The 24303-nt window shown below is 69.0% G+C and carries 22 protein-coding genes; 12 read left to right on the top strand and 10 right to left on the bottom strand.

The genetic code is table 11. The features are described from left to right. Nucleotides 1-10: 10 nt before the first annotated feature. The 8 genes from ACWEGE_RS10100 to ACWEGE_RS10135 all read left to right on the top strand — a co-directional run bounded on the left by ACWEGE_RS10100 (nt 11) and on the right by ACWEGE_RS10135 (nt 8530). Nucleotides 11-403, top strand: a complete 393-nt coding sequence (locus ACWEGE_RS10100; RefSeq protein ID WP_449660096.1) for a hypothetical protein — start codon at nt 11-13, stop codon at nt 401-403. Next, entirely contained in the window at nt 400-3051 is a 2652-nt protein-coding gene (locus ACWEGE_RS10105; RefSeq protein WP_449660097.1) for a hypothetical protein, read from the top strand. The genes ACWEGE_RS10100 and ACWEGE_RS10105 overlap by 4 nt, the downstream gene beginning before the upstream one ends. Before the next feature lie 517 nt (nt 3052-3568). Next, nucleotides 3569-4360 carry a hypothetical protein gene (locus tag ACWEGE_RS10110; protein ID WP_449660098.1) on the top strand — a complete coding sequence of 264 codons (792 nt, stop codon included), beginning with the start codon at nt 3569-3571 and terminating at the stop codon, nt 4358-4360. Nucleotides 4361-4434: 74 nt separating this feature from the next. Next, on the top strand, nt 4435-4962 hold the full coding sequence (locus ACWEGE_RS10115; protein WP_449660099.1) for a hypothetical protein: 528 nt from the start codon (nt 4435-4437) through the stop codon (nt 4960-4962). Nucleotides 4963-4981: 19 nt separating this feature from the next. Further along, a complete protein-coding gene (locus ACWEGE_RS10120) occupies nt 4982-5680 on the top strand; it encodes a hypothetical protein (RefSeq protein ID WP_449660100.1) in 699 nt (232 codons plus the stop codon). 108 nt (nt 5681-5788) lie between these two features. After that, entirely contained in the window at nt 5789-6757 is a 969-nt protein-coding gene (locus ACWEGE_RS10125) for a hypothetical protein (protein WP_449660101.1), read from the top strand. A gap of 17 nt (nt 6758-6774) precedes the next feature. Further along, a complete protein-coding gene (locus tag ACWEGE_RS10130; RefSeq protein WP_449660102.1) occupies nt 6775-7503 on the top strand; it encodes a hypothetical protein in 729 nt (242 codons plus the stop codon). Between the two features lie 181 nt (nt 7504-7684). Beyond that, on the top strand, nt 7685-8530 hold the full coding sequence (locus ACWEGE_RS10135; protein WP_449660103.1) for an N-6 DNA methylase: 846 nt from the start codon (nt 7685-7687) through the stop codon (nt 8528-8530). Nucleotides 8531-8579: 49 nt separating this feature from the next. On the opposite strand, the gene ACWEGE_RS10140 is transcribed toward ACWEGE_RS10135, so the two are convergent. From ACWEGE_RS10140 to ACWEGE_RS10185, 10 genes are all read right to left on the bottom strand, one after another. Next, nucleotides 8580-9089, bottom strand: a complete 510-nt coding sequence (locus ACWEGE_RS10140) for a hypothetical protein (protein ID WP_449660104.1) — start codon at nt 9087-9089, stop codon at nt 8580-8582. A 145-nt stretch (nt 9090-9234) separates the two neighbouring features. Further along, nucleotides 9235-10173 carry a C40 family peptidase gene (locus tag ACWEGE_RS10145; RefSeq protein WP_449660105.1) on the bottom strand — a complete coding sequence of 313 codons (939 nt, stop codon included), beginning with the start codon at nt 10171-10173 and terminating at the stop codon, nt 9235-9237. Next, nucleotides 10170-11204 (bottom strand): replication-relaxation family protein, encoded by a 1035-nt coding sequence (locus ACWEGE_RS10150; RefSeq protein WP_449660106.1) that lies wholly within the window; start codon nt 11202-11204, stop codon nt 10170-10172. The genes ACWEGE_RS10145 and ACWEGE_RS10150 overlap by 4 nt, the downstream gene beginning before the upstream one ends. Nucleotides 11205-11220: 16 nt before the next feature. Continuing rightward, nucleotides 11221-13722, bottom strand: coding sequence for a type IV secretory system conjugative DNA transfer family protein (locus ACWEGE_RS10155; protein ID WP_449660107.1), 2502 nt, complete (start codon nt 13720-13722; stop codon nt 11221-11223). 32 nt (nt 13723-13754) lie between these two features. Next, complete coding sequence (locus ACWEGE_RS10160; protein ID WP_449660108.1) at nt 13755-14558, bottom strand: GP88 family protein; 804 nt, start codon at nt 14556-14558, stop codon at nt 13755-13757. 34 nt (nt 14559-14592) lie between these two features. Next, complete coding sequence (locus ACWEGE_RS10165; RefSeq protein ID WP_449660109.1) at nt 14593-16419, bottom strand: VirB4 family type IV secretion system protein; 1827 nt, start codon at nt 16417-16419, stop codon at nt 14593-14595. Continuing rightward, nucleotides 16416-17591, bottom strand: coding sequence for a PrgI family protein (locus ACWEGE_RS10170; protein WP_449660110.1), 1176 nt, complete (start codon nt 17589-17591; stop codon nt 16416-16418). The genes ACWEGE_RS10165 and ACWEGE_RS10170 overlap by 4 nt, the downstream gene beginning before the upstream one ends. After that, nucleotides 17588-19522 carry a hypothetical protein gene (locus ACWEGE_RS10175; protein ID WP_449660111.1) on the bottom strand — a complete coding sequence of 645 codons (1935 nt, stop codon included), beginning with the start codon at nt 19520-19522 and terminating at the stop codon, nt 17588-17590. The genes ACWEGE_RS10170 and ACWEGE_RS10175 overlap by 4 nt, the downstream gene beginning before the upstream one ends. Nucleotides 19523-19525: 3 nt before the next feature. Further along, complete coding sequence (locus tag ACWEGE_RS10180) at nt 19526-20002, bottom strand: pilin (RefSeq protein WP_449660112.1); 477 nt, start codon at nt 20000-20002, stop codon at nt 19526-19528. Then, complete coding sequence (locus ACWEGE_RS10185) at nt 19993-20970, bottom strand: hypothetical protein (protein WP_449660113.1); 978 nt, start codon at nt 20968-20970, stop codon at nt 19993-19995. Before ACWEGE_RS10185 ends, ACWEGE_RS10180 begins: the two co-directional genes overlap by 10 nt. A gap of 336 nt (nt 20971-21306) precedes the next feature. Between ACWEGE_RS10185 and ACWEGE_RS10190 the strand changes: the two genes are divergently transcribed. From ACWEGE_RS10190 to ACWEGE_RS10205, 4 genes are read left to right on the top strand one after another with little or no spacing between them, the layout of a single operon-like run. Further along, a complete protein-coding gene (locus ACWEGE_RS10190; protein WP_449660114.1) occupies nt 21307-22263 on the top strand; it encodes a hypothetical protein in 957 nt (318 codons plus the stop codon). Continuing rightward, nucleotides 22256-23161, top strand: a complete 906-nt coding sequence (locus ACWEGE_RS10195; protein WP_449660115.1) for a DNA methyltransferase — start codon at nt 22256-22258, stop codon at nt 23159-23161. The genes ACWEGE_RS10190 and ACWEGE_RS10195 overlap by 8 nt, the downstream gene beginning before the upstream one ends. 38 nt (nt 23162-23199) lie before the next feature. After that, entirely contained in the window at nt 23200-23781 is a 582-nt protein-coding gene (locus tag ACWEGE_RS10200) for a recombinase family protein (RefSeq protein ID WP_449660116.1), read from the top strand. Further along, the gene (locus tag ACWEGE_RS10205; RefSeq protein ID WP_449660272.1) at nt 23781-24296 is read left to right on the top strand and encodes an XF1762 family protein; all 516 of its coding nucleotides are present in this window, start codon (nt 23781-23783) and stop codon (nt 24294-24296) included. Before ACWEGE_RS10200 ends, ACWEGE_RS10205 begins: the two co-directional genes overlap by 1 nt. The last annotated feature ends 7 nt before the right edge of the window (nt 24297-24303 follow it).

Raw genomic sequence — 24303 nt, forward strand, 5'->3', positions numbered from 1 at the left:
GGACAAGAGAATGGCGACTACAGAGGAGATCGAACGCCGCGTCGAGGAAGCGGACGCGGCTCGCAGCGCGAAGAGGACCGAGGCCGCGCGGCGCGTCGGCGAGCTCGTGCAGCAGCGGACTGAAGTGGCCGAGAAGCTCGGCGAGATCGACCGGAAGCTCGGGGACGTCCTCGTCGGAGCGAGCGACGTCATCGGCGTCGACGAGCTGGCCAAGTTCACCGATGTCCCGGCCGCTGACCTCGCCCAGTGGCGCGACGGCCGCAAGATGACCCGGGCCAGGCGCAAGCGGCAGACCGCGAGCACGCCTGCTCCGAAGATCAGTTCGAGCGTGCCGCCGACGCTCGTCGGACCGCGGACGTCGGCTGCTGATGTGTCCACCCGGGCTCCCGTACCAGTGCCGTGACCGTGCCGGCCCTCTTTCGCCGGACGCGGGTGTTCGTCGCAGCACTCCGGTGCGCCCGTGGACTGCTCGCGTCCGGCGCCCTGCTTGGCCTCGTGGCGGGCCTGCCCTGGGCTCTGGTGCACTTCGTGGGCTGGCCGCTGCCGGACCAGCTGCCGACCTGGGACGAGATCCAGGCGACCCTGCTCAACCCGATGAGCGTCCGCTTCCTGCTGAACACCTTGGCGGTGGTCTGCTGGATCGTCTGGTTCTTCTTCGTTCTGGATGTCCTTCGCTGCTCCGTCGACGCGGTGCGCGGAATGACGTGGCCGAGTCGCCGTCCCGGCCCACTGCGCGGGGTCGCCGCGGTCCTCGTCGGGACCATCGTGCTGACCCTGCTCGGCAGCCGAAGCTCGTACTCGGCGCCGCCTGCGGGCACCGCGTCGCCCAGCGTCGGCCTCCGGCCGGTCGCCGCTGTCGCATCGCTACCTCTAGGTCCGGCACCACAGGCGACCAGCGCGGTGATCGATCCCACCGCGCCGGCTCCGGCCGGCATAGTCCAGGTAACCGAGGAAGTCCGGCTCCCACGCGACGGGGTCTACGACAGCCTGTGGCGCGTCGCCGAGCGCCTCTACGGTCCTGGCGGCGGCAGCCGCTGGCCCGAGCTCTTCCAGCTCAACCGCGGCGTGGAGCAGCCCGACGGACGCGCGCTGACGAACCCCAACCTAGTGCGGCCCGGCTGGAAGATCACCGCGTACATCCCGGCGCCCAACCAGGAGCACCCGCCAGTGCCGCCCCGACAACCACCACCTCCCACGACCACGGCGCCTACCCAGCCCGTTCCGGAACCAACCGCGGCCGGGGAGCACCGCGAAGACCGTCCCGAATCTGCCGTGGACCTGGTGAGGGGCGTGTTCGTCAGCCTCGGCCTCGCCGGAGCGATCGCCGCGGCCGTGGTGTCGACCAGGATGTGGCGCCGGCGGCGCTATCGGATCGGAAGCGGCGACCGTGCTGACCTCCAGCGCCCGATCGCCCCCGTGGTCCGTGCCCTCTGCGCCGCGCACGACGACGGCGACCTGCGTCGTGCTGAAGTTGCCGAGCTCGTCGACCTGGCATCACCGGGGGAGCCGGAACCTAGCGGCGAGCTGGCCCAGGTACCCGCGAAGATCGGCGTTCGAGAACGTCGCGAACTGGCCCTGAACCTCGCCAGCACCCGCGGGCTTGGCCTCGCCGGCGCCGGAGCAACCGCGGCCGCTCGCGGGCTGCTCCTGCACCTGCTCGCCGAGCAGCAGTCTGGCCACGGTGTCGGCGTGATCGTGCCCGTTGACGACTTGCGTCTGGTTTTCGACGGCATCGCCGTTGAGGACCTGCCGAGGAGCGTTCAGGTCGTCGCGACGCTCGATGCCGCGCTCGACGAGATGGAGGCGGCCCTGTTGACTCGTACTCGCCACGCGATCGAGGAGACCGGAGTTCGGCCCGCTGTACCTTCGCTCGTACTGCTCGCCAGGCCGGCATCCCACGCTAATCGTCGCCTGCAAGCCGTCCTCGACAACGGCTCGGCGCTCGGCCTGGCCGGCGTGCTCCTCGGCCAGTGGCGTCCCGGGGCGACTCTGCTCGTCCGCCAGGACGGCACCGTCAGCGCGACCAGTCCTGGGATCGACGACCTCCTCACCGGTACGCGCCTGTTCAACGTTCCGGCCGCCGACGCCACCTCTCTCCTCGAAGTGCTCCGAGCTGCAGAGAGCGCCGCTGAACAGACTCGGGAACCGGTTCCCGATCGGCGATCGACGGAGGTCGAGGCGAGCAGCTCGCTCGAGCAGGAGGAGCAGCATGCCGACGACAACCAGCCGACCGGCCGCGAGGAACCACCGGTCAATGCCAAGCTACCCCGGCTGTTCCTACACGCGCTGGGCCGAGTCCAACTCGTCGTAAGGGATGAAGCGGGTGATCGCGAGCTGAGCGGTGCATTCACGCCCAGGCAGCGCGAAGTCCTCGTCTTCCTCGCGCTGCATCCCCAGGGAGTCCGGCGCGAGGTACTCAACGAGGCCGTCTGGCCCGACAGCCGTCCACCGAGGCCGTACAACTCGTTCCACAACACCCTCTCGACGTTGCGCCGCGCGCTTGCCGACGCCACCGGGGGCCAGACGGGCAACCTCATCCTCAACGAGGACGGCCGCTACCGGCTCAGCGACGACCTTCTCGACGTCGACTTCTGGCAGCTGGAGCGCGTTCTGCAGGCGCAGCGCCCACCGGACGAGCACGGCAATGCCGGCCTACGCGACGCGGTCGAGCTGTACCGCGGCGACCTCGCCGAGGATCTGCTCGCCCAATGGATCGAACCCTTCCGGGAATCCGTCCGCCGAGACGTCTTGGACGCGCTCGGCGCGCTGATCCGCGCCGACGGCGACATTTCCCCGGAGACCGCGCTGGTTCTGCTCGAACGAGCTCGCAAGTTCGACCAGTACAACGAAGGCGTCTACCGCGATATCATCCGTATGCAGGCACGGTTGGGCCAGTACGCGGCCATTCCGCGGACCGTCGCGCTCCTGACCACGACGCTCGCCGAGATCGACCAGCAGGTGAGCACCGAGACCCTCAATCTCGCGGATTTCCTCCAGCGTCGAGGCGGCGCGCGGTGGAACGATGCCGCGGGCAGTGCGGCAGCCAGTTGACCGGCGGAGGGAGCTACCTCCGCAAGGTCCTTGCGACGGTCTTCTCGCGATTCCTGTTAGAGCGGTAGCCCCCGCCAGCATATGAATCGCCAGGTCGACACGCTTATGGTGCCTACCGATGTGACGCCCGACTCGGATGCCGGCAGGCATGTGAACAGTCGGTAGGGCGCGCTGCCGACAGCTTCGTTGACGTGTAACCGAATTCATTCAAACAATCTCCTTTTCGCTCATCTTCTCGTCTTCGCCTCTCGTACTCTATTTGTCTTGCTCTTTGTTATTCGTGTATTCGCTCGTCTATGTTTCGGCGGCGCTGACCTGCGTGTTTGCCTCCATCTATTGACCTCTTGGCCTGACCCCACGAGTCGGTGGCGAGCGCATAATTGTCGGGAAATAACCCGTTGGGGGTCTTGATTTTCTCCGACTCGGACCTAGAATGGATTGTAGGAGAGAACGGGACGGCAACCCCAAACTCTCCGGTTCGCCAACCAACACCGCTCACCTGGATGAAGGCTCAGTGATGACCATGCTTGAGGCGTGCGTATCCCAATTTTCTCTTACCGTCGACGCGGCGGACACCATTCAAGCCCTGGTGGGCAGCTCCGACCACCCTTGGGGGCGACGGCTCCACGATGCGCTGAAGTTCGCCACGTACGCGGAGTGCGTCTACGCCGTTGAGCCGTACGCGCGTGTCGAAGTTGCGGACTTCCGGCCGGACGCGCCCAAGTATCCCGACGTCGCCGACCGGTCCGTGTCCGGCGTGTTGAGTGAGCTGCAGGCGGCCGGGTACGTCGACACGCGCGACGTGCTGCAGGAAGACGCGGGCCAGACCTACCTATCCGAGGGACGCACAGTGACGGCCGTGCACGTCGTCCGGCCCTTCGCGCTGGTCGGCGTCGACTACCACTTTTCCCGGGAAGCCAACAGCCGAGCGATCCGGTACGGGCACGCGTACGCCGACCGGTGGGAGATCACCGAACGCGCCTACACCGTCCCGGCCGGGTGGTACCTGGTCGGCGAGACGGGCGACTTCACGGCGACCCTGGTCGGCGTCGCCGGCATCTCAGGGGACAGCGACGACTTGCTGTGCTCCCTGTTCGAAATCGAAGGGTTCGGCGCGTCAACCTGTCTTGCCAGGTGCGGATCGTGCGGGATGCGCTGGTCGGCGGAGTCGGGATCGTGGCACTTCCGGCCCGACGACTGCGACGCCGACGCCTGGGACTTCGACGACGCCGCCGACGTCGACGACGAATCCGGCACCGTCGCGTGCCCGGCATGCGCTACCGGTCGCGTCGGCTTCTCCATCTTCTGATCTTTCGCCGTTGCGCGGGCGATCCCGCGTCTTCGTGAGCCGTGCGCTCACCTCTACTTCCCTGTGAGGCTGCAATGTTCGCTGTGCTCTCCGTGGACGGAACCCCGATCGGGCCGTCCGACGACGTCGCCGAATCGATCACCCTGCAGTTCGACACGGACTCGGCTCCCACCTATCGGTGCCGAGCGTGCGGGGAGGAACTGGCCGAGACTCCGGACGGCTACGAATCGACGTCCGGCGACACCGCGTGTGCCGACTTCGAGCCGGCGGCCGACACCGACCCGGACTACGGCGAGGGACCGCACGATCCCGAACGGATCCCGCTGTCCTGGTGCAACAGCGCGGCCGTCCACACCGACGAATCCGAAGACTCGGTCACGGTGTCCATTTCGGTCGGTGACCCGCGCGGCGCCTTCACCTTCACCATCCGGCGCGTGCCCGACGACGCCGAAGGCGACCTCGCCGGACGGCTGATCATGCACACCCCGTACGCCGGAGAACCGATGCCGCACGCCGCCTTGACAGTGCTGCACGAAGGAACCCACATCGTCGGCACCTACGCGCCGACTCGACGTCTGCGCTCAGTTCCTCCCGCCGCCTGAACGCCTACGGAGGTTCCCGATGAACACCGCACCAGCAGGCGACCGCGCCCAGCCGGGCGAGGTCTACGTGACCGTGGCCGACTCCGGCGCCGCCTTCCCGGCCGTGATCGAGGACAAGCGTTGGAACGGGTTCGCTCGGCCGCGCTTCAGCCGCGCGGCGGCTGAAGCCGTGGTGGCCTGGCTAACCGACTGCCACGGTGCCAGCGCCGCCACATTCGACGGCGAGGCAGTCGCCATCACCGAAACCGCGGCCGGTCGCGCGGAACGCATCGAACCGGGCGCGGATGGCCGCTACCCGATCGGCGCCGGTACGTGGGAATGGGAACTGACCACACCAGCCGCCGACGTCGCCGCCGAGCAAGCATTGCTCGCCGGTGCTCACCGGCTCGAACCCGAGGCGGGCGAAGTCCTGGTCAAGATCAATGCCACCGGCAGCGATCCCGGCTTCCCGGCCCAGGTGGACCCCGTGTCCGGCTGGAGCCGGTCCGGGACCCCGCGCTTCCGCCCCGACGTCGCGGTCGTCGTAGTCGCCTGGCTCAACGCCTGTGGGCGGCAGTACCCGGGCGCCACGGTGGCGTACTGGGAGGACAACACGATCATGCTCCTTGACTCGCTCGCCGCGACCCAGGACGGATACGTGTCGACGCAAGTCGTCCGGGAGGCGGACGGCCGGTACGCGATCGGCGCCAATTTCGAGTGGGAGCACGCCGAATGCTGACAGCTCGCGGACAGCGAGAACACCCATAGCCGTGGTGTTCCGGGACGGCAACCCCGGCGCACCACCGAACCACCAACACCGCACCACACCCATCCGAAGGGATCCGTCATGACACGCACACCCCGTCGACCGTCCACGGCCGCAACGAAGGCCCGGCGCACGGTTACGCCCGAAGAACGCGCCGAGCGCCTCGAAGCTGCCCGCGAGCAGCTGCTGGAGGGCGTGGACAAGCTGATGACCGCCGACGGCTGGCAGCAACTGATCACCTCCCGGGCGTGGCTGCGCCGCTACAGCCTCAACAACTTGATCATGATCCTGCAGCAGTGCCCGGAAGCCACCGACGTTCGGCCGCTCTCGGAGTGGAAGCGCGAAGGCTACGGCTTCATGCGCAAGGGCACGCACAAGATCAAGATCTGGAAGCCGTGCTTCCGCAGGACGACCGACGACGAGAACACCAAACCGAGCGAAGGTGCCGAGCCGGACCCGGACAAGGCGCCCGCGCTGTCGGGATTCATGCTCGTACCCGTCGTCGACGTCTCCCAGCTGCAGGGCGATCCGCTTGCGGCGCAGCCGTCCCCGCCGGAACCGATTGCGCTGTGCGGTGACGCGCCACGCGGCCTGTGGGACGGGGTCGCCGCCCAGATCGGCGCATGCGGCTTCACGGTCGAGCGTGGAGACTGCGGCGGCGCCTTCGGCCGAACCGTCTTCTCCGAGCGACGCGTGACCGTGCGCGACGACGTCGAACCCGCACAGGCCGCGAAGACGCTGACGCACGAGCTGGCGCACATCCTGTGCGACCACGAAACCCGTCTGGCCACCACGCCACGGCATGTGCTGGAGGTCGAGGCCGAGTCGGTGGCGTGCATCGTCGCCGCGGTCTGCGGCATGGACACGCTTGCGTACTCCGTGCCCTACGTCGCCGGTTGGGCGGCCGATCGCGAGACGGCACGCACTTCGGCGGAGTGCGTGCTCCGCGTTGCAGATCGGATCCTGGACCGGCTTGGCCACGCGGCAGCTTCACCCGGGGCGACTCTCGAGGATCTGGCCGCTTCGCACGGCGTTCCCGCGGTCGCGTGAATCGGCCGGGGCGCGCGATGACTCCTTCAATCCTGGGCTGCGCCGAGCTCTACGGCCGCCTTCGCTACGTCACCAACCACGCCGGGGCGCAACGGCGAACCCATCCGCCCGCCGGCACGTCAACCGCATCCGCCTTCGACGACCACGACCCGCTCGGCTTGCACGGCCACGTCCTGCAGGGCCTTGGGGCTACCCCCGAATACCTCGACGGCTTCACCGGAGCCTCGACCGGCTACCCGGCGTTTGGATTCCGGCTCACCGAGAAGGCAGCTCGCCTGGCGCGGCTCTCGGAGGAGTTCGAAGCGTCCTGGACGTGGGGTGACGCCATCCGAGCCGCGGCCAGACTGGCGCACCAGATCGACAACGCCGGGGACGACCAGGCGCTCGGCGACGTGGCCTTGCTAGCCGTGGCCCGCCACGTCGGGCGTCAGCACCCACCCGAGATGACGCCGTTGCCCGGGTGGTCGCCGCCCGACACACCGCTGTTCCTCGACGGATACCCGGCGACGCTGTTCGGTCACGTCGCCGCAGATCTGCGGGTGGACGCCGTCACCGCGACCTGCACGCGGGAAACCCGGGCGGTCACGCTGTTCCGGTCGCTCGGCTGGCGACTCACTCCGCGGGCCGAAGCCTTGGCCGACGCGGTGCAGCATCACGAAGCAAACGGGCTTCGCTGGCCCGACGCTATTGCCGCAGCGGCAAAGACAGATGTGACGCATCTTGAGCGGCGCAGCTGGGACCGCTGAAATCCGATTCCAAATTTGTTAGTAGCGCCCGGCGGGTGAACACCTCCGGAGAGGCGCGGCAACCACCCGCCGGGCTCCAACACCGCACACCCCAGAAGGGTGCGCGAGCCAGCAGTCTAGCGCACGGCTCGTACCTGCGGTGTGGCGCCGTGCCGTGCCTCTGATAGCTGGAGGAACTCCCGTGTCTTCATCCCGTCGTGTAATTTCCACTTCTGTCGATGCTGGGCAATTTGCACATAAGATCGCCACGGCGGTCGAGTCCGCTTGGCACCGAACCTATGGAACCGGGCGGCTTGATATTCCGGTTTCAGTCGTTGCCACGCTCGCCGCCTTGTCGGAGAAAGATTCGTGCGGACACAACGTCAGCAAATCGGTGCTCAGCTGGGACGCCGACACCTTCCACGACTTCGCGCGGCACACGTGGTCATCGGTCATCCGGCACCGCACCGAAATCACGCACCTCCTTCATCCGATGATCGCGTGGATTTTCGATGATCCTGACCGCGACGTGCGTGGCCACGCACTGGCCGTCGCGCAGGCCGCGCTGCGAGCGGGGCAGCCGCACCTCACTGGCACGGAATGGCGGTTCGACGTCGACCTGCTCGGCACCGTGCTGACCGTTCTCCGGCCGAAGTCGGCACTCAAGGCTCGTGGTCAGTTCTACACGCCCGGCTCTGTCGCGAAGCTGCTCGCCGGCATGTCCGACATCCAGGAGCACAGCAACGTCACCGACCCGATGATGGGGACCGCCGGCATGTTCCGCGCGGCCGCGGAAGTCATGCGCGAGCGGGGTCGAGACCCGCGCACCATCCGCTGGATCGGGTGCGACGTCGACTCGCTCGCCGTGGCCTGCGCCACCGTGAACAGCATGATCTGGAACCTCGGAACCGACATCGTCTTCCACGCGGGCGACTCGCTGGAGCCGGGGTGGGAGACGCTCGCGCTAGCTCAACGGGAGGAACTCCGCCGACTTGCCGGTGACCTGAAGCGCGATCGGGCGATGCTCGCCTTGCTAGGCTGGCTGTGATCACGAACCTTTGGGCGCCTGGCCCGGCAAGGCGCTTTGGATGTTAGGCCTATGTCGTGAGGCTTTTGCGGCGTGCTCGCATGGAGTAGATGGTCTCGTTGCCGCTTGTACTGTGTCCCCAGCCGCCGCTCGTGGAGATGTCCCAGCCTTTTTGCTTTCGCATCTGTGAGGCGAAAGACTTGAGGTCGTGGATCTTGCAGCCACAGTCTAGCCAGACATTGATACTGATGTACGAGCCGTTAGGCTTTTCCTCGTATTTACTGATTGACCAGCGGGCTTCGTGGTCGTGATCGGCCAGTCCGGTCCGCGTCTCGTCATGGATGATTCCGAAAGCGCGAGCGTATTGGTCGAGGTCGTCGATGACGAAAAGGTGACTCGACCACTGCCCGGGCCAAACGGCGTACAACTTAGATTTGCCGGTTTTCGCGCGTTCCAAGGTTCCGGCGTCGCTGCCCCAGTGGACGCTGCCGTCTGCAGCCACTTCGATGTAGCACATCGTCTTGAGGGTGTAGGGAAACTCCGTCCCCATCGCACCGGCACTTCTCGGGTCCTGCATCATGTCTCCTGGTTCACTGCTTGAGCACCGTCGGCGCCTCGTAAACCTCGGCACGTCGCGGTACAGATTAGCGAAATACCTCAGTCGGCGCTGAGGTGAAAGGAACGTCCCCTAACCGGTGCGAAGACGGTGTCGGATGCGGTAAGCGCTAGTTGGCTGGCCGCGAAGCCGTCAGGTAGTCGTCGCCCTTCCAGCGGTACGAGCTGACCTGGACCGGCTCGCCGAAGGTCGGGGCGTGCACCATCTTCCCCGCCCCGATGTACAGGCCGACGTGGTGGACGTTGCCGCGCGTGCCGTAGAAGACCAGGTCGCCGGGGAGCAGTGGCTGGTCGTCCGGCACCAGCGGGCCAGCGGCGTACTGGGTCCGGGCCGTCCGCGGCAGGGCGACGCCGGCCGCCGCGTATGCCGCCTTGGTGAGGCCCGAGCAGTCGAAGCCGCTGTCGCCGTTCAACGGTCCGTTGCCGCCCCACAGATACGGCAGCCCGAGCTGGCCGCAGGCGAAGTTGATCGCCGTTGCGGTGGCAGGGTTCGGTGCCTGGATGTTGTCGCATCGGCCGGTGCCGACTGCAGCCTGGCTGTACCTCTCGGCTTGGTCGAGGACTTCGTTGACGTACCAATCCGCGTGGTTGTAGGCGAACAGCGCCTTGCGGATGTCGCTGGGCGCGCCGGACTCGCACAGGTAGTACCCCGCCGCGTAGATCGCGTCGTGCTTGTCCCACGGTGACGGCGGGGTCTTGCCGCCCGGCGGTAGCGGATGGCGGGCGACGACTCCGTCGAACGTGGACTGGAGGAACTGCATCGGCCCGCGGGCGCCGAACGGATTCTCCGTCCCCTCGGCTACGCCGACCAGTCTGCTGCGGCCGTGGTCGCTCTCGACCTTGCCGATCGCCGCGAGGATCGACCAGTCCAGCCCGGGACATGCGGCAGCTGCCGCTTGGTAGAGGGCGAGGTAGTCGCCGGGGATGTCGGCGATGGCCTCCTGGCTCGGCTCGGTGCCGCTGCTGCCGAACACGGCCTTCACGACGCCTTGCCCGATGCCGCCGATGAGGATGATGACGACCACGACCGCGGTGTAGGCGACCTTCATGGGCGCCTCCGGAAGCGGCTGGCGGGCGAGGCGGGTGGGAACGGATCCGGAGCGGTCAGAGCTGCTGGGCCCTGCTGAGCCGGGACCGAGCCTGACGCCGGTACGTCGCCGGGCAGATCCGGTTGCGGCCAGAGCTGAGCGAGCTCGACGAGCCGCAACCGGCCGGGGTGACGCGTTGCCGACCCGGCGATCGGCAGCCATCGGGCGGCGGCGGGGTCGCCGGCTGCGTCCGCGGCGGTGGTGGCTAGCGGCACGAGCTTGGGCCGGTCGAGCTGGGACAGGCAGTCGGCGAGCGCTCGGCGCGCGGACGTCTCGCGCCGATGGGTGGGCAACCAGATGAGGACCGGGGTGGTGATGCCGGTCGCAGCGGCGAGCTTCTCGTAGCCGTAGAGCTTGCGGCTGAGCTTGCCGAGGTCCTCGGTGCCGAAGTCGAACTCGAGGAAGAACTCGAGCTGATGGTCGTCTTCGCGCCACCGGCCGTAGGCGTCGGGACGCACCATGTCGCCGAACAGGCGTCCGCACCGCAGCTCGGACCACCACGCGGTCAGCGACCTTCGAGCACCGGGACCTCGGCCCAGCGCGACCAGGGCGGTGAAGAAGCCGTTGACGCCGACGGTATGGGCCAGGCGCAGGGAGTGCGCGATCCCGATCGCGTCTTCGTGCCGGTAGCCGATCGACTTCGGATCGAGCCCGTCTTCGTAGGCGAGGGCGACCGCGCCGGCGATGTCGAGCACGTAGTGCATTGGGGCGGTGCCGGTCGTGACGAACGGCTGGAACCGGTCGACGACCCGCCACTTGAACAGGTCGAGCAGCCGGTGGTTGGCCGCGCGCATGCTCGGGTAGCAGAGCTCGACGATCTGCTGGGTTGTGAAGACCTTGTGCTCGTAGAGCATTCGGGCGAGCCACCGGTCGCGGTGGGTCAGTCGTCCGGCGAGCTGGGCGTGGTGCTCACCGCTGGTGGCCGCTCGCGGCGTGGGGCGCTGGGGCATGTGCCCGCGCAACGCCCGCTGAGGAGTGGGGTTCGAAATCATCGGAGTACCTCCGGTTTCAGGCGGCGCGGCGGGGATCGGCGGTGGGCGCTGCGGCTCCGCGCGTGATGGGCTCGACCTCGGCGGCTGGTGGCCGGGTGTTGATGCGGGCTGCTTTACGGATCGCTTTGGCACGGCCGGGGACCGCGGGCGGAAGCTTTTCGGTCACCGCGGTGAACGGCGGTGCTTCCTCGCCGCCGAGGACCAGGCGGGCGGCGACGTGGAAGGCGCCCAGGTTGGACAGGTCGTGCTCACTCAGCCGCGGCATGGTGTGGCGTGCCAGCCGCTTCGCGTCCTCCGGGGAGGCGTTGAAGAAGATCTTCGACCGGGCGTTCGTGCTGATGCCCTCTTCGAGTTCCTTCGGGAGCTGGCCGAGGTACTGGTGGGCCAAGGTCATCGACAGGCGATATCCACGAGCCTCGGCGAGCATGTCTTCCAGCGGGTACGCCAGGTTCAAGAAGTTGTGGCACTCGTCGACGTACAGTCCGCAATCCCGCCGCTGACGCTGGGGAACGCGGGCACGACGTGTCGCGGCTTGCCAGGTGCGGGCGACGACGATCGAGCCGACCAGCCGCGCCGTCTCCATCCCCAGCGCGTCGCGGGCGATGCGAACCAGGCAGATACCGCCGGTGTTGAGCACCTCGTCCATGTCCACCGTGGACTTCCCGCCGGCGATCGCGGCGCGGACGAACGGGCGCAGCAGGAAGCCGCGGACCTTGTTCATCAACGGCGCGATGACCTGCGCCCGGCTCGCTTCGGATAGGGCGTCGTACCAGGACCAGAACCCGCGCAGCACGTCATCGTCGATCTGGTCGCAGGCCCGTTGCCGGAACGCCGGGACCGTGAGGAGCTTCGGCAGGTCGACTAGCGTCGGCGTGCCGGGCATCGCGGTCAGGGTGAGCAGGCCGGCGCGCAGGATGTCGTCGGTGCGCGGACCCCATGAGGAGGCGTAGATCCGGGAGAAGATGCTGACGAGGTTGTCGACCGCGCGGGCCTTGTCCACGCCCTCCAGCGGGTTGAGCACTGGTGGCCGGCTGCGGGAGTCGGCGTCGAAGAGCACGACCTTCTCGCCGAGCTCCTCGGGGATGCGCATCAGCAGGTCCGACACGAGGTCGCCCTTCGGGTCGACGACCACTACTCCGCGGCCGGCCTCGGCGTCGTTCAGGATCAGGCGGGCCATCAGCTCCGACTTGCCGGAGCCGGTCGCGCCGAGGATGTGCAGGTGGTGACGCGCGTCGGCGACGTGCAGGCCGACGGGCCGGGAGTGCCCCGAGTCCGACAAGCCGAGCGGCTTGATCAAGTCGCCGGTCGTGGGAATGCCAGGCGGCGGCGGTACGGCTTTCGCGCCGGCGCGTTGGAGGCCGGGCGTGGCTTCGTCGATCGGCAGGTGCGCGAGCGCGGCCAGCTCCGGGATCGAGAACAGATCGCCCTTGCCGAAACGGCGTTCGGCCAGCACCTGGACTGGAGACCGGCGAAGCCGGATCCGGCGGAAGTAGTTGTGCTCGGAGAAGGCGGCGAACGCCGAGGCGATCGCGTGGCCGCGTCCCCGCAGCACCTCCCGGACCGCTTGGACCTCGGCGGTCGTCGCGTGCTCGGGGACCGTGGTGGCGACCGCGTATCGGATGCGGGTCTCGAACTGGTTCTGCCGCAGCTTTTCCACGACAGCACGGTCCTGCGCGGCAAACTCCAGGCTGGTCTGCCGATCCAGCCCCGGCGTTCGCGCACTGGACGACGGCTTCGCAGTCTTGCCTGGCGTGACGATGTCCAGCAGCCGGCCGATCAGGCTGACCGAGCTGCCCGCGTGCACCCGCTTCGCCGCGCGCCGTGCCTTGGTCACGCGGTGCCCGGCGACGGGGCGGGCGAGGATCTGCACGCAGGCCCGCTCGTGGGGGCCGAGCCCGACCGGGGCGCCGAGCAGGGCCCGCATCGGGTCGGCGGGGTGCTCGGTTCGGATCGGGAGTGCTTCCGAGCGAGCCAGCCGCAGCTCGCCGCCGACCGCTTCGATTCGCCGGCCCGCTGCGGAGGCGGTGGGGATCGGGGGCTTGGCCGGCGTCGTGCGGGTGTGCGCGCCGGGCCAAGCTGCCTCGATGGCGCGCTCGACCATCCCCGGCGGCACCACGCCGGGCACCCACAAGCGGATCTGCACGCCGTCGTCGGTGAACGTCAACTCGAAAGCCAGGTGAGGTTGTCCGCCGAAGCGCCGCCGCCAGCCTGGTCGCAGCAGGCCGACCAGGTTGGACCACACGGTGATCGCGCCGGATGGGTCGACGGTCGGCGGCGCCAGCACGGTGACCAACCGGGCGTCGGTGATCAGGCTCGCGTGGTAGCGGCGGCGCCAGCGGCGTCGAGCGATCACCGCGGCGGTCGTCGCGACCACCAGCACCGGCCCGGCGATCGGACCCCAGGTGAAGACGAGATCGCGAAGGTGCGCCAGCACGGTCTGGAACGCACCGAGCGGGTCGCGCAGGTAGTCGCCGGCAGGTGAGGCGAGAGAGGCGGACAGGGCGAACGGCCAGGACATCAAGACCTCCGAACGTGAGTTGGAGCGCTGGATCACGCAGCTCGCGGCTCGCCGCCTCGCTCAGGCCGCGCCTCGGAACGGGTGTTGTCGACGACCAGCCGCAGGCGCGTGCGGCGAGCGGAACGTGCGGCGTCGACTTCCGCCTGCCATTCGGAGAACCGGCGGCCAGCCAGGCGCTTGAGGTAGCTCGGAATCCGGTTTGCCGGCACACCGACCAGCTGCGGGCCGAGGACCGCGAGGAGGTCACTGGCTTCCTGCGACGCCCACCCCGCCTCGACGATCGCCGCTTCGTCCGGGAACACGTCGGCGACGCGGTCCACGGCCGGGTTCAGCGCGGCGTCCTGCTTGCCGCCGTACGAGTAGACCCACAGGAAGTTCGGCGGCGGATCAGGCTCGACGAGGGACCGGAACCGGGAGACCTCTTTTGTGTACGCGTAGAAGTTCGTGTCCGGGTGAGTGCTGCAGATGTCGAGCCAGGCCAGCAGGTAGTCGTCGGAGAAGAAGTCGCCGCTGTCGTGGATCCTGATCCAGCTACCACGGAACCTGGCTGCGCCGAGTTCGTCGGCCATCGCGGTTCGCCAGCCGGCCAGGTCGTCGAGGACGTACATAAGGTTTGCCTGGTGCTTGGCACGGACGACGGGCCAGGTGTACGTGCCGTGCCGGGCGTAGCACGCTTGCGCACAGATCCCGGCGCTCGGGCACGTGTTGTAGGTGCGGCCGTCAGCCAGCCGCCCGGCCCAGGCCGGCAGTGACCAGTTCCAGACGCCGATCTGGCGCATTTCCCTGTTCTGCGTCAGTAATCGAGCGGGCCGACCAACAGCGGGCGACGAAGACATGGTTATCCCCTGGTGTGTTTGAAGGTACGGAAGATCAGGCAGCGTCGAGGTCGACAAAGGAGGTCTCGGTCTCCGGGGAGGCGTCGGAGTACTCGGCCAGCTCGGCGGGGTTCGACGTGACGAGCTGGTGCTCGACCGGCGACGCGATGGACTGGAACGCCACTCGTTGCGTGCCGGTGCTGAGCAGTCCTTGGCCGCGGTCGGCGGTGAGGAGGAACTGCCGTTCGCCCTGCGAAAGGTCGAAGATCCGGCAGATCTCGTCGATCGCCTGCGGTGCCTGGCGCAGCAGGATCTGCGTTGCCGCGTTCGCGATGATCGCCTTGCCCAGGTCGGTGCTCGTCACGTCGGGGGCGTCCTGGGTCGCCACCGTGACGCCGCCCCACCACTTGCGGGAGCCCTTGGACATCCGGAGGAGGAACTCGCCGCCGGCCGGATCCTTCATCAGCAACCAGGCTTCGTCGACGACGACCTGCCGGGGTTTGCGGATGGCGGGATTGGACACTTGGCGCCACACCGCATCGAGCGCCAGAAGCGTGCCGATTGCCTTCAGCTCGCCGGGGAGGTCGCGCAGCGAGAACACGACGAGGTGGCCCTCGGGCCGTGTCGTGGTCGGACCCGAGAACAGCCCGGAGAACGCGCCCGTGGTGAACGGCTGTAGCCGCGCCGCGAGGTCCGCTCCCTCTTCCTCAGCCAAGACCGCCGCGAGGTCGCCCAGCAGCGGCGCGGGCCGGGTCCAGGTTCGCGGATCTGACGTGATGCCGGCGCGCTGGTAGGTCGTGGTGATCGCCCGGTCCAGTGCGGCCCGCTCGGCCGCGGCGAGCTCGTTGCCCAGCAGCACCGAGATGACGGTGTGCAGGAACAGGCTGCGCCGGATGAGCGCGTCGCGGGGAGCTGTCCGGCGTCCGTCCGGCCGGGTGTGGATCGGCAAGTCCATCGGGTTCAGCCGGACTTGCTCGGCGCCGAGGTGGACGTAGGTGCCGCCGACCGCGGCGGCCAGCCGGGCGTATTCGTCCTCCGGGTCGATGACGTGGATCTCGACCCCGCGGTACAGGCTGCGCAGGAGCTCCAGCTTCACCAGGTACGACTTGCCGGCGCCGGACCGGCCGAGGATCACGCTGTTGTGGTTGTCGAGGGCGAATCGGTCGTGGTGGACGAGACCTTGGCTGCCGACGTTGAAGCCGTAGAGCACGCCGCTCGGGGCACCGACCGAGGTCGGGTCCGGCGGCGGCAGGTCCGGTGACGTGAATGGGAACGCCGCCGACAGCGCGCTGGTGTCGAAGGTGCGGCGCATCCCGACCAGGTCGAGGCCCATCGGGAGGCTGGTGATCCACCCCTGCAGGCTCCGGTAGGTGGTGGGCTTGCAGTCCAGCAGGAGCGATGCCGCCAGCGACCGGATCGCGGCTACCTCGTCGCCGAGCGCCTCCTCGGTCGCGGCGTGCACGGTGAGGTAGAGCCCGAGCCGGTAGAGCTTGCCCTCGCCGCGGGCGACTCGCGCGGACAGGTCGTAGGCGTCCTCGGTGGCTGCCTCGACCTGGGGGTCGATCAGCCGTCCCTTGTCGCTGGTGTGGCGGCGGCCGGACTCCAGTTTGGACAGCTGCCTCTTCAGCCGGTTGGCTGCGGTGACAGGGTCGATCGGCTCGATGTGCAGCGAGACGTCGACTCGTCCGGGATAGGTGAGCAGAGGTTGCAGCCAGCCGGGATGAACTTCGCGCGGGTAGCCGGTGATGGCGAATGACGCGACCCATTCGCCTCCGACTTCGAGCGCTCGGGGACGCACAGAGATGGCGTCCGGGGTGAACGCGCCGGCCTGCCCGACGGGCGCCGGCCTGCTTGCGGCGTCGCGGTGCCTGGTCCTCTTCATCGGCGGTCCCTCCTTGCGACGTCGTCGTAGTCGTCGGGGTCTTCCTCGTCCTCCCACCCGGGCTCGGCAGCGCCGAACGCGTCTTCGGTGGCGAACGCGGTGCGGCCGAACGCGGCGTCGTTCCAGCTCTCGTCCGGGGCGGTGGTGATGACCTCGTCAGCGCCGGCGAGATCGGAGTTCGGTGGGATCAAGCTGTCGGGGTTGCACGCCGCGGCGAGGACGGCGGTGGCTTGGCCGGCATCCAGCGGGGTGACCACGATCCCGGACGGCGAGAGCAGTTCCACTGCCTCGCCCAGCCGGCGCACCAAACGTGCTTCGGCGGCGCGTCGGGCGGCGTCGTCGATCGACGCGGCCTGCCTCGCAGCCCTGCGTCGCGCCGACAACGCGGCCAGCGGCGAGGCACCACCCAGTCCGTCGGTCGGGCCGCTGGTTCGCAGCGGCTCTCGCAGGATCAGCAGGACCTGGCGCCTCAGCAGGTCGGTCGCGCGGCCGAGCTGGTCGAGGTACTCGGCGTGCTCGCGTGCCGCCCGTTCCAGCGCGGGGTGCGGCAGTCCACCGGCCTGTTCGCGAAGTTCCGCGATCTGGCCCGACAGGTCCAGCCGTTCCGCCCGGACGAGCACTTGGACCGGCGCGGTCAGCGAGTGCAGGTATCGGCCGAAGGAGGTGACGAGCGCCTCCTGCTCGGCAGGCGTGCGTAGCCCGAAGTTGATCGTGGAGCAGACCGCGACCACGGCGGCGCCGTCCTTGCCGAGATCGATAACGCCGGTGTCGGTGATCCCTTCGGCGGGCAGTCGCAGCGCGGCCGGTGAGACCGTCGACGCCGAAAAACTGGTTGTGCTCGCGGTCTGCCCGATCCACTCGGGTGCGGGCCGGACGCCTTCCGGCGCGGCAACCCGGTGCTGCGGGCTCATCCGCTGGCGCAGCGCCGCCAGCACGAGCCGGTCGAGGGAGATGCCGTCGCGCTGACCCAGCGCGAGGAACGCGGCGGTCACGCCGATCGGGATGGCGATGACCAGGAACACCGCCAGCGGGACGAATGCGCGGGTGATCGTGTACGTCCCGTACAGCACAATCCCCGTAACGGTCAGGATGAGCAGCTGTCGCGCGGTGAGCGGACCGATGACCCGGTCTTCGCGGTCGACGTCGGCGGGAATCCGGACGGGCTGGCTCATTTCGCTTCACCTCCGGGAGCTGGCTTCGGTGCGCGGAACATCGGCGGCGGAACAGACTGGGTACGGCGATGGGCATCACCGATGCGGAGGTCCGGCGCCGCCTGGCGGAACGCCGGCGCGGCAGGTGCGGAGGTCGGTTTGGCTGGGAGCGGTTGTGGTGCGGGCGGCGTCGCCGGACGGAACTGCAACTGCGGCGGCACCGATGCCGTGCGGATCGGGCGAGCCGATGGCGATGTGGCGCCACGTCGACGTGGGCCGCCGGCGGCCTGAAAATGCGGAGTTGCCAACCGTGGCCTTCGTTGTGGCGTGGGCGAGACAGGCGTCGGCGCGGAACTGAATTCGGGCATGGTCGGTCCCTGGTTCGCCGGGATCACGGCGGGGTCGTGGGTGCTGTCTTGGGGCGAGGGCTGCAGGAACTGCGGCGCTTGCGAGGGCAGCGACGGCCGCTGAGCTGCGCAGGCACGCTCGGCGTCGTGGGCCGCCTTGAGCCGCCGGTTGACCGCTTCGGGGTTGGGCGCAGAACGCGGCTGTGCTGGCCACGGCGGATCGGCCGCCGCGACGCCGCCGCGACCGGCGTTCTTCGTTGCGCCGACGGCGCCGGCCTTGCCGAACGCACCGGTCTTGCCGGCGACCATGCCGAAGGTTTTCGCCGCGATGTACGCGCGAGCCAACCCGCCGAGGAAGGAGCGGCCGGAGCCGACCTTGACGGCCTTCAGCATCCAGAACGGGATCTTGAACAGGACGAAGAACAGAGCGATCGCGGCGATCAGCGTGCCGAGTGCGGACAGCGTCGAGCCGAACAGGTGCACGCCGCCGGACAGGAACGTGCGTACCGCGGTGATCAGCACCAGCGCCTGGGCGAATTGAACCCCTGTCGTCACGGTGATCGCCTTCCACCACCAGTGCGCCAGCGGCTCGGTGTGGGGCAGCCCGTGGCACATCAGGAAGAACGGCGCGCTGATGATCAGAACGAGGGTGATGACGATCCGGACGACGTAGACGACCAAGAGACCGAGGCCGAGCACCACCAGCACGAGCGCGACCAAGATGATGAAGAGCCCGCCGGTCTGGATGCCTTGGACGGCCTCCTGCAAGGTGTTGCCCAGCGAAGGCGCGTTGACTCCGTCTCCGAGGACACCCAGGGTCAGGCCGTTGGCCAGCCGGATGAGCTTGTCGGCGAAGAAGAGCGAGAGCGCCGACGCGATGAACGCGATCGGGATGCGCGGCCCGATCTCCTTGATCGAGTACCGGGTCTGGACGGTCTCGTGGCCCATCAGCAGGATGCCGCCGAGCAGGATGAGCAATCCGTAGGCGGCGACCACAATCTCCCAGGAGCTGTTCCACAACTCGCCGATGCCGGGCAGGTCGCTGATCGTCGGCGTGGACAGCGCGGTGTGGCCGATCAGCTCGAGGATCGGATCCAGCGCGTCGTCGACGACACTGCGGAACGCCGAGTTGATGGCGTCGGTGATGCACGCCCCGACGTCGGTGATGCCGCAGTCCGAGTCGCTGTCGCCGCTGCCGGTACCCGGCTGCTGCGGGTTCGTGCTCGGCGCCGGCGGAGTCGGCTGCGGAATGCAGTCCTCGCCCGTGCACGGCTTGCTCGGAGTCGTGGTTGGCGTGGAGGAGGTGCAGCCGAGCTGGCCGGGGAAGCTGCACGTCGTGGGCGTCGGCAGCGCGGTCGGAGGAGGCAGCGGCGGGTCCGCCGGCGGCTGTCGAGGCGCGGCCGACGAGGCCCACGCGTTGACGGCGAGGATGCCGGCCAGCAGCACGACGGTCAGCACCAGTAGCCAGCCCGCTCGCCGGCGCCGCCGTCGGATGGAGACCTGCCGGACGGGGGCGATCATCGGTCGATCCGCCGCGGCAGCGGTCTCGGGCTGGCTGCCGGACCGGCGGTACGAGCGAACCGTGGGCGGGGTGCTGACGGCCATCGGTCAGGCCCCCACGATCCCTTTGAGGATCTCCACGACCAGGGGCGCGAGCGCCGCCAAGCCGTAGCCCCACCCCGCGGACTTGAAAGCCGTCTTGGCCTTCTCGACCTCGCCGGGGTCGCCGCCGCCCATCACGTAGCGGACGCCACCGATGGACAGGAACACCGTGGCGAGGCCGGCCAGGATGCCCATGATCCAGTTGCGGACGTTGTTCAGGACGTCGGTGACCGAGCCGGCGAGGGCGACGACCATCGTGTCGGCGTGTCCCGCCGACGCCGAGGCCAGCAACGCGATGGCCGACAGCTCGACCACCAGCACCACGTGCGACCACTGGCGGCGGCGAGCCGGAATCGTGTCGCCTGACTTAATGATCGGAGCATTGGACGGCGTCGAACTCGCATCGGCGCTCTGGTCCGGCGGCTGCGGGTCGCCGTCGAGACGATCACTACGCGGCCCGCTCTCGGCATCGATCACGCGCATTGGGTCACCTCCGAAGTTCGGGCTGAGCGCGGGTCCGTCCCGCAGCCCTGAACTCCGGAATCCGCGTCCGTTTTGGACACGCGGCGCCGAACTTTCCGCTTCGCGTCGCCGTTGGTGTCGGACACGGAAGGTGACGACCGTGGCGTCTCGCGAGCGGGTGTGACGGGGCGTGCCAGGGCCACCGCGGCGGCCACCTGGTCGATCAGCGGGTCGGCTGGATCGGCCGTGGCAGCGCCCTCGCGCAGGTATTCGGCAAGCCGGCGTTCGGCGCGCTTGCGCGTCTTGTAGGCGGCCCACTCACCGGTCTGGTGCTGCGCGGCCCAGTCCGTCACCGGCATGTCTTCCAGCCGGGTCGCGCCGATGAGCGCGGCCTCGGTCCGGGTCACGACTCCGTCCGCGACGGCGCGCGCGAGGACGAGATCCGGGTGTCCCCACGGCGCGTGCGGCGGGGTGGATCGGAAGCCCGGTGCGACCGGAGTCGGACCGGCCAACGCCTCGGTCAGTGCGTCATAGCCGGCCCGGTAGGCGGCCCACCGCAGCCGCAGCATGATCCGCGGCGGCCGGAGGTCGATCGTCGACAACGCGGTCAGGAAGCCGCGCAGCACCTCGGCGTGAACGTCAGCCGGATCGCCGGCGAACCGATGAGACAAGGTGGCTGCCGCCGACGTCAGCGCGGGCAGCGCCACACCCACGGCGGCGACCGTCCAGGTCGCTCCTTCAGTTCGCGAGCGCAACACCAGATGCGCCCACACCGCGTCGCGCGTCGCCTGCGGGCACCTGCGTGCCAGCAGGCGATCGCGAACCTCGTCGAGCGGGACGTGCCGGTCCGGGAGACCGGCGAAGAGCCGGCCGTTCAGCGACACCGGATGCGGTCCCGTCACCAGCCAGGTGAACGTGTTCCGGGCGATGTCCAGAGAGTTCGGAGTGGCCTCGTCGTGACGGCGACGAAAAGCGGATTGAGTTGCCATGTCGTGACTCCCACAGCGTCGATGTGAACAACAACGACGCCATGAATCAACGACCGGTACCACGGAAATACCGTGCTATTGCTTGGGGTCGACTAGTAGCTGCCTTTGCGCTGCTAGAGGCCTACTATTTGGCCAAGCGATCGCTCGAACTGAAGATCGACTAGGTGAGGTTGAAAATCATGCCCGAGCTGTGTTCGTAGTAGTCCACTAGTAGACGGCGCGGTGTCCTCATTGAGGTGTCCGGCGTTTTCTCGAGAGTGTGTCCAAAATCGGACCTCCAGTCGGAGTTAAGGGGTGTCAGAACACGCAGCACCCTTCCGTCGGAGGAGATCCACGATGACCCCGGCATACGACAACGAACGTCCAGAGGATGGCTCGCCGCGGCACGCTCCCGCCGACCCGCCGACCGTCCCGATCCTGCTTCCGCAGCGTCGGCGAGCGCGGCGTCCGCGCACCGTGCGTCGTTCGCGAACGGTCCGGCCAAGCACCGTCTGGCCGTGCGCGCAAGACGAGCTCCTCGGAGGCACCGGGCTGCTCGAGAGCTGGCTGCTGGCTGCGGTCGTGAAGATCGTCACCGCCTACACGCAGCCGGGCCAGCGGGTGCTCCTGCTCGCGCCTGCGCCCTACCTCGGGCCCTCCAGTTCGTCGTCGCCAATCGGCGATCGACACCGGTCGCGGCCCGGTCCGTACGACGGGCTGCGCGAAGCCAGCTGGACAGTGGTCCGACTCGGCCGTCGCGTCCAAACCCAGACCGCCGTCGCGCCCCAGGACCCGATCGGCGAACACCACGGCGAGGCGTTGGCAAAGTCCGGGTCCGGACCCCAACCCGGCTCGGGCGGTCCGACCGACGTCGGGGTCGGCGTGCCGCCTGCGCGCGATCGGTCCGGGCCGGACACGACCGCGACCGTGGTCGGTCCAGACTGCTACGACCTCATCATCACCGCGTCCGGACCGCGGCCCGGCGACTGGTTCCGACCGGCCGATTGGGCCGATGTGCTCAACCCGACCGGCATGCTTGCCGTGATCACGCATGGTGATCGAGTGGAGGGTCGGCTCATCGACCCCGCAGGCTCGCTCGTGCGCGCCGCGCAGGACGCCGGCCTGCGTTATCTCGATCGCATCGCCCTGCTGCGCGCGCCGGTTCGCAACGGGGTGCTCGCTACTGTGGCACCGCCCGCGCAGCCCGCTGTGCCGCCGGCGCGGCACGCCCGCGTGCACGACGACCTCTTGGTATTCGCCCGCAAGCCGGTCTCCAAGGCCGCCGTTGCAGGGGAGAAGACCTCCGATGAATGACCGGCTGAAATCACTTGGGTCGTCGGTCGACGGGCTGCCTCTTTCGGTCTGGTCAACCGGGCAGCGGAGCCCGCTTGAGCAGCTGCGCGACGCCGGGTGTGTGCCCGGCACCGAGATCGACGACGAGCGGGTTCCTCCTGCCGTCGCCGCGCACGCGATCGCCGTCTACAGCCGGCCCGGCGACCTCGTTCTCGATCCTGATTGCGGTGCGGGGACCGTACTGACCGCGGCGCTGGGCGCCGGCCGGGACGCGTTCGGCTTGACCGGTCGCACCCGGTGGTGGTCCGTTGCCCGCGCCAACGTCACCGCCGCCAAGACCGCGGGCGCGTGGCGCGACGGCTCGGTCCTCGATGCCCGTCCGAAGGTCCTCGCGACTGCCCGAGCCGCCGGCTTGATCGGGCGAGTCGGACTCGTGCTGACCGCCCTGCGAATGGAGCCGGGGTCAGCGAACAGTCCAGACTGCGACCCGGTCGAGTCCATGCTCGCTGACGTCGCCGCGACGATGTTCTACGGCGAATCGCTGCTGCGCTCCGGCGGCCACTTCGTCATCGTCGCAAGACCGCGCCGGCGCCAGGACAGCACGTTGGCCGACCTGGCCACACCGCTCATCGCCGCCGCGACCACGGCCGGGCTGGCGCCGGTCGAGCGGTGCGTGGCCCTGACCGCCGGACTGCGCGGCAGCCGGCTGGTCACCCGCGCCTCGCTCCCTACCCGCCGGGCTGCTGCCCGAGCCCGCGCCGCCGGCGCGCCGACCGCACTCCCGGCGCACCACGAGGTACTCGTCTTCGGACTTGCCCACGACGTCGAGCTTGCCGCCGCGGCGGCAAGCGGCGTTCCGCGGTCGCCTCGGCTGGACACTGCTGGCGCCGTCCGCGCTGGATGGGGGCGAGCCGCATGACGACTCGCCGTTCCGTCGGTGAACGCACTGGCACATCGGTGACCGAGACCCGTCCACAGCGCTGGTCTCGGCTGTGGACAAGCCTGTGGAAAAAACGATCTGGCATCGCCGAAGAGGGCCGGAACGTGCTCGTTCGGCACCATGCCGAAGCAACCCGCCGCGCCCGCGAGGCGATGATCGAAATCGTCCGCGCCGGTTACCAGATCGGGCCTCCGCCCTACGGCTACCGCGCGCTGCGCATCCGCGTCACCGATCCCAGCGGACGCAGCAAGCTGCGGGCGGTTCTGGTCCCTGACTGGCAGACCGCCGCGGTCGTGAAGCAGATCTTCCTGTGGCGAGCCGACGACGGCTTGACGTTCGCCGCCATTGCGGCACGTCTGGACGCCGACCTTCGCCAGTACCCCGCGCCGAGCGAGCGGTGGACGGCGAAAGCTGTCCAGCGGATCGTCACCAACGTCAAGTACACGGGGCGCCAGATCTGGGCTCGCACGGCGGCCGGCCGTCCTGCTCCTGCCGAGCAGTGGGTGACCTCGGCGCCGATGGTCCACGAGCCGCTGGTCGACGAGCGCGTGTTCCGGCGCGCTCAGCCCTGGACGGGTGAGGAGCCGCGGTGCGCTTGATGATCGTTCCCCTGACCTTCCGGCAGGCCTGCGAGTTCATCGACGCGCACCACCGGCACCACCGTCCGCCCCGCGGCATGAAGTTTGCGATCGGCGTCGCGCGCGGGGAGGAACTGGTCGGCGTGGCGACAGCCGGTCGTCCGGTCGCCAGGTGTCTCGACGATGGCGTCACGCTCGAGGTCACCCGCAGCTGCACTACCGGCGAACCCAACGCGAACTCGAAGCTCTATGGCGCGGTCTGGCGCGCGGCGCGAGCCATGGGCTACTTGCGTCTCGTCACCTACACGCAGGCGGGCGAAAGCGGTGCGAGCCTGCGCGCCGCGGGATTGATTCCCGTGGCGGACCTTCGGCCACGGTCGGGATGGACGACGACGTCCCGCCCGCGCCAGGCGCACGGGGTCGACGGCGTTCGCCGGACCCGCTGGGAGATCAGCTCGCGCGCGCCTGAAGGTTCACCTTGTCGCGCAGCTGCTTCAGCTGGTACAGCTGGCCAAGATCGTCGAAGTCGGCAGTGAGCGGCCG

The sequence above is a fragment of the Amycolatopsis sp. NPDC004747 genome (assembly GCF_053601335.1).

What these genes read in the sequence shown, in the direction of transcription:
- ACWEGE_RS10100 (WP_449660096.1), top strand. Translation starts at nt 11, where the DNA reads ATGGCGACTACAGAGGAGATCGAACGCCGCGTCGAGGAAGCGGACGCG.
- ACWEGE_RS10110 (WP_449660098.1), top strand. Translation starts at nt 3,569, where the DNA reads ATGACCATGCTTGAGGCGTGCGTATCCCAATTTTCTCTTACCGTCGAC.
- ACWEGE_RS10115 (WP_449660099.1), top strand. Translation starts at nt 4,435, where the DNA reads ATGTTCGCTGTGCTCTCCGTGGACGGAACCCCGATCGGGCCGTCCGAC.
- ACWEGE_RS10120 (WP_449660100.1), top strand. Translation starts at nt 4,982, where the DNA reads ATGAACACCGCACCAGCAGGCGACCGCGCCCAGCCGGGCGAGGTCTAC.
- ACWEGE_RS10125 (WP_449660101.1), top strand. Translation starts at nt 5,789, where the DNA reads ATGACACGCACACCCCGTCGACCGTCCACGGCCGCAACGAAGGCCCGG.
- ACWEGE_RS10130 (WP_449660102.1), top strand. Translation starts at nt 6,775, where the DNA reads ATGACTCCTTCAATCCTGGGCTGCGCCGAGCTCTACGGCCGCCTTCGC.
- ACWEGE_RS10140 (WP_449660104.1), bottom strand. Translation starts at nt 9,089, where the DNA reads ATGATGCAGGACCCGAGAAGTGCCGGTGCGATGGGGACGGAGTTTCCC.
- ACWEGE_RS10145 (WP_449660105.1), bottom strand. Translation starts at nt 10,173, where the DNA reads ATGAAGGTCGCCTACACCGCGGTCGTGGTCGTCATCATCCTCATCGGC.
- ACWEGE_RS10150 (WP_449660106.1), bottom strand. Translation starts at nt 11,204, where the DNA reads ATGATTTCGAACCCCACTCCTCAGCGGGCGTTGCGCGGGCACATGCCC.
- ACWEGE_RS10155 (WP_449660107.1), bottom strand. Translation starts at nt 13,722, where the DNA reads ATGTCCTGGCCGTTCGCCCTGTCCGCCTCTCTCGCCTCACCTGCCGGC.
- ACWEGE_RS10160 (WP_449660108.1), bottom strand. Translation starts at nt 14,558, where the DNA reads ATGTCTTCGTCGCCCGCTGTTGGTCGGCCCGCTCGATTACTGACGCAG.
- ACWEGE_RS10165 (WP_449660109.1), bottom strand. Translation starts at nt 16,419, where the DNA reads ATGAAGAGGACCAGGCACCGCGACGCCGCAAGCAGGCCGGCGCCCGTC.
- ACWEGE_RS10170 (WP_449660110.1), bottom strand. Translation starts at nt 17,591, where the DNA reads ATGAGCCAGCCCGTCCGGATTCCCGCCGACGTCGACCGCGAAGACCGG.
- ACWEGE_RS10175 (WP_449660111.1), bottom strand. Translation starts at nt 19,522, where the DNA reads ATGGCCGTCAGCACCCCGCCCACGGTTCGCTCGTACCGCCGGTCCGGC.
- ACWEGE_RS10180 (WP_449660112.1), bottom strand. Translation starts at nt 20,002, where the DNA reads ATGCGCGTGATCGATGCCGAGAGCGGGCCGCGTAGTGATCGTCTCGAC.
- ACWEGE_RS10185 (WP_449660113.1), bottom strand. Translation starts at nt 20,970, where the DNA reads ATGGCAACTCAATCCGCTTTTCGTCGCCGTCACGACGAGGCCACTCCG.
- ACWEGE_RS10190 (WP_449660114.1), top strand. Translation starts at nt 21,307, where the DNA reads ATGACCCCGGCATACGACAACGAACGTCCAGAGGATGGCTCGCCGCGG.
- ACWEGE_RS10195 (WP_449660115.1), top strand. Translation starts at nt 22,256, where the DNA reads ATGAATGACCGGCTGAAATCACTTGGGTCGTCGGTCGACGGGCTGCCT.
- ACWEGE_RS10205 (WP_449660272.1), top strand. Translation starts at nt 23,781, where the DNA reads ATGATCGTTCCCCTGACCTTCCGGCAGGCCTGCGAGTTCATCGACGCG.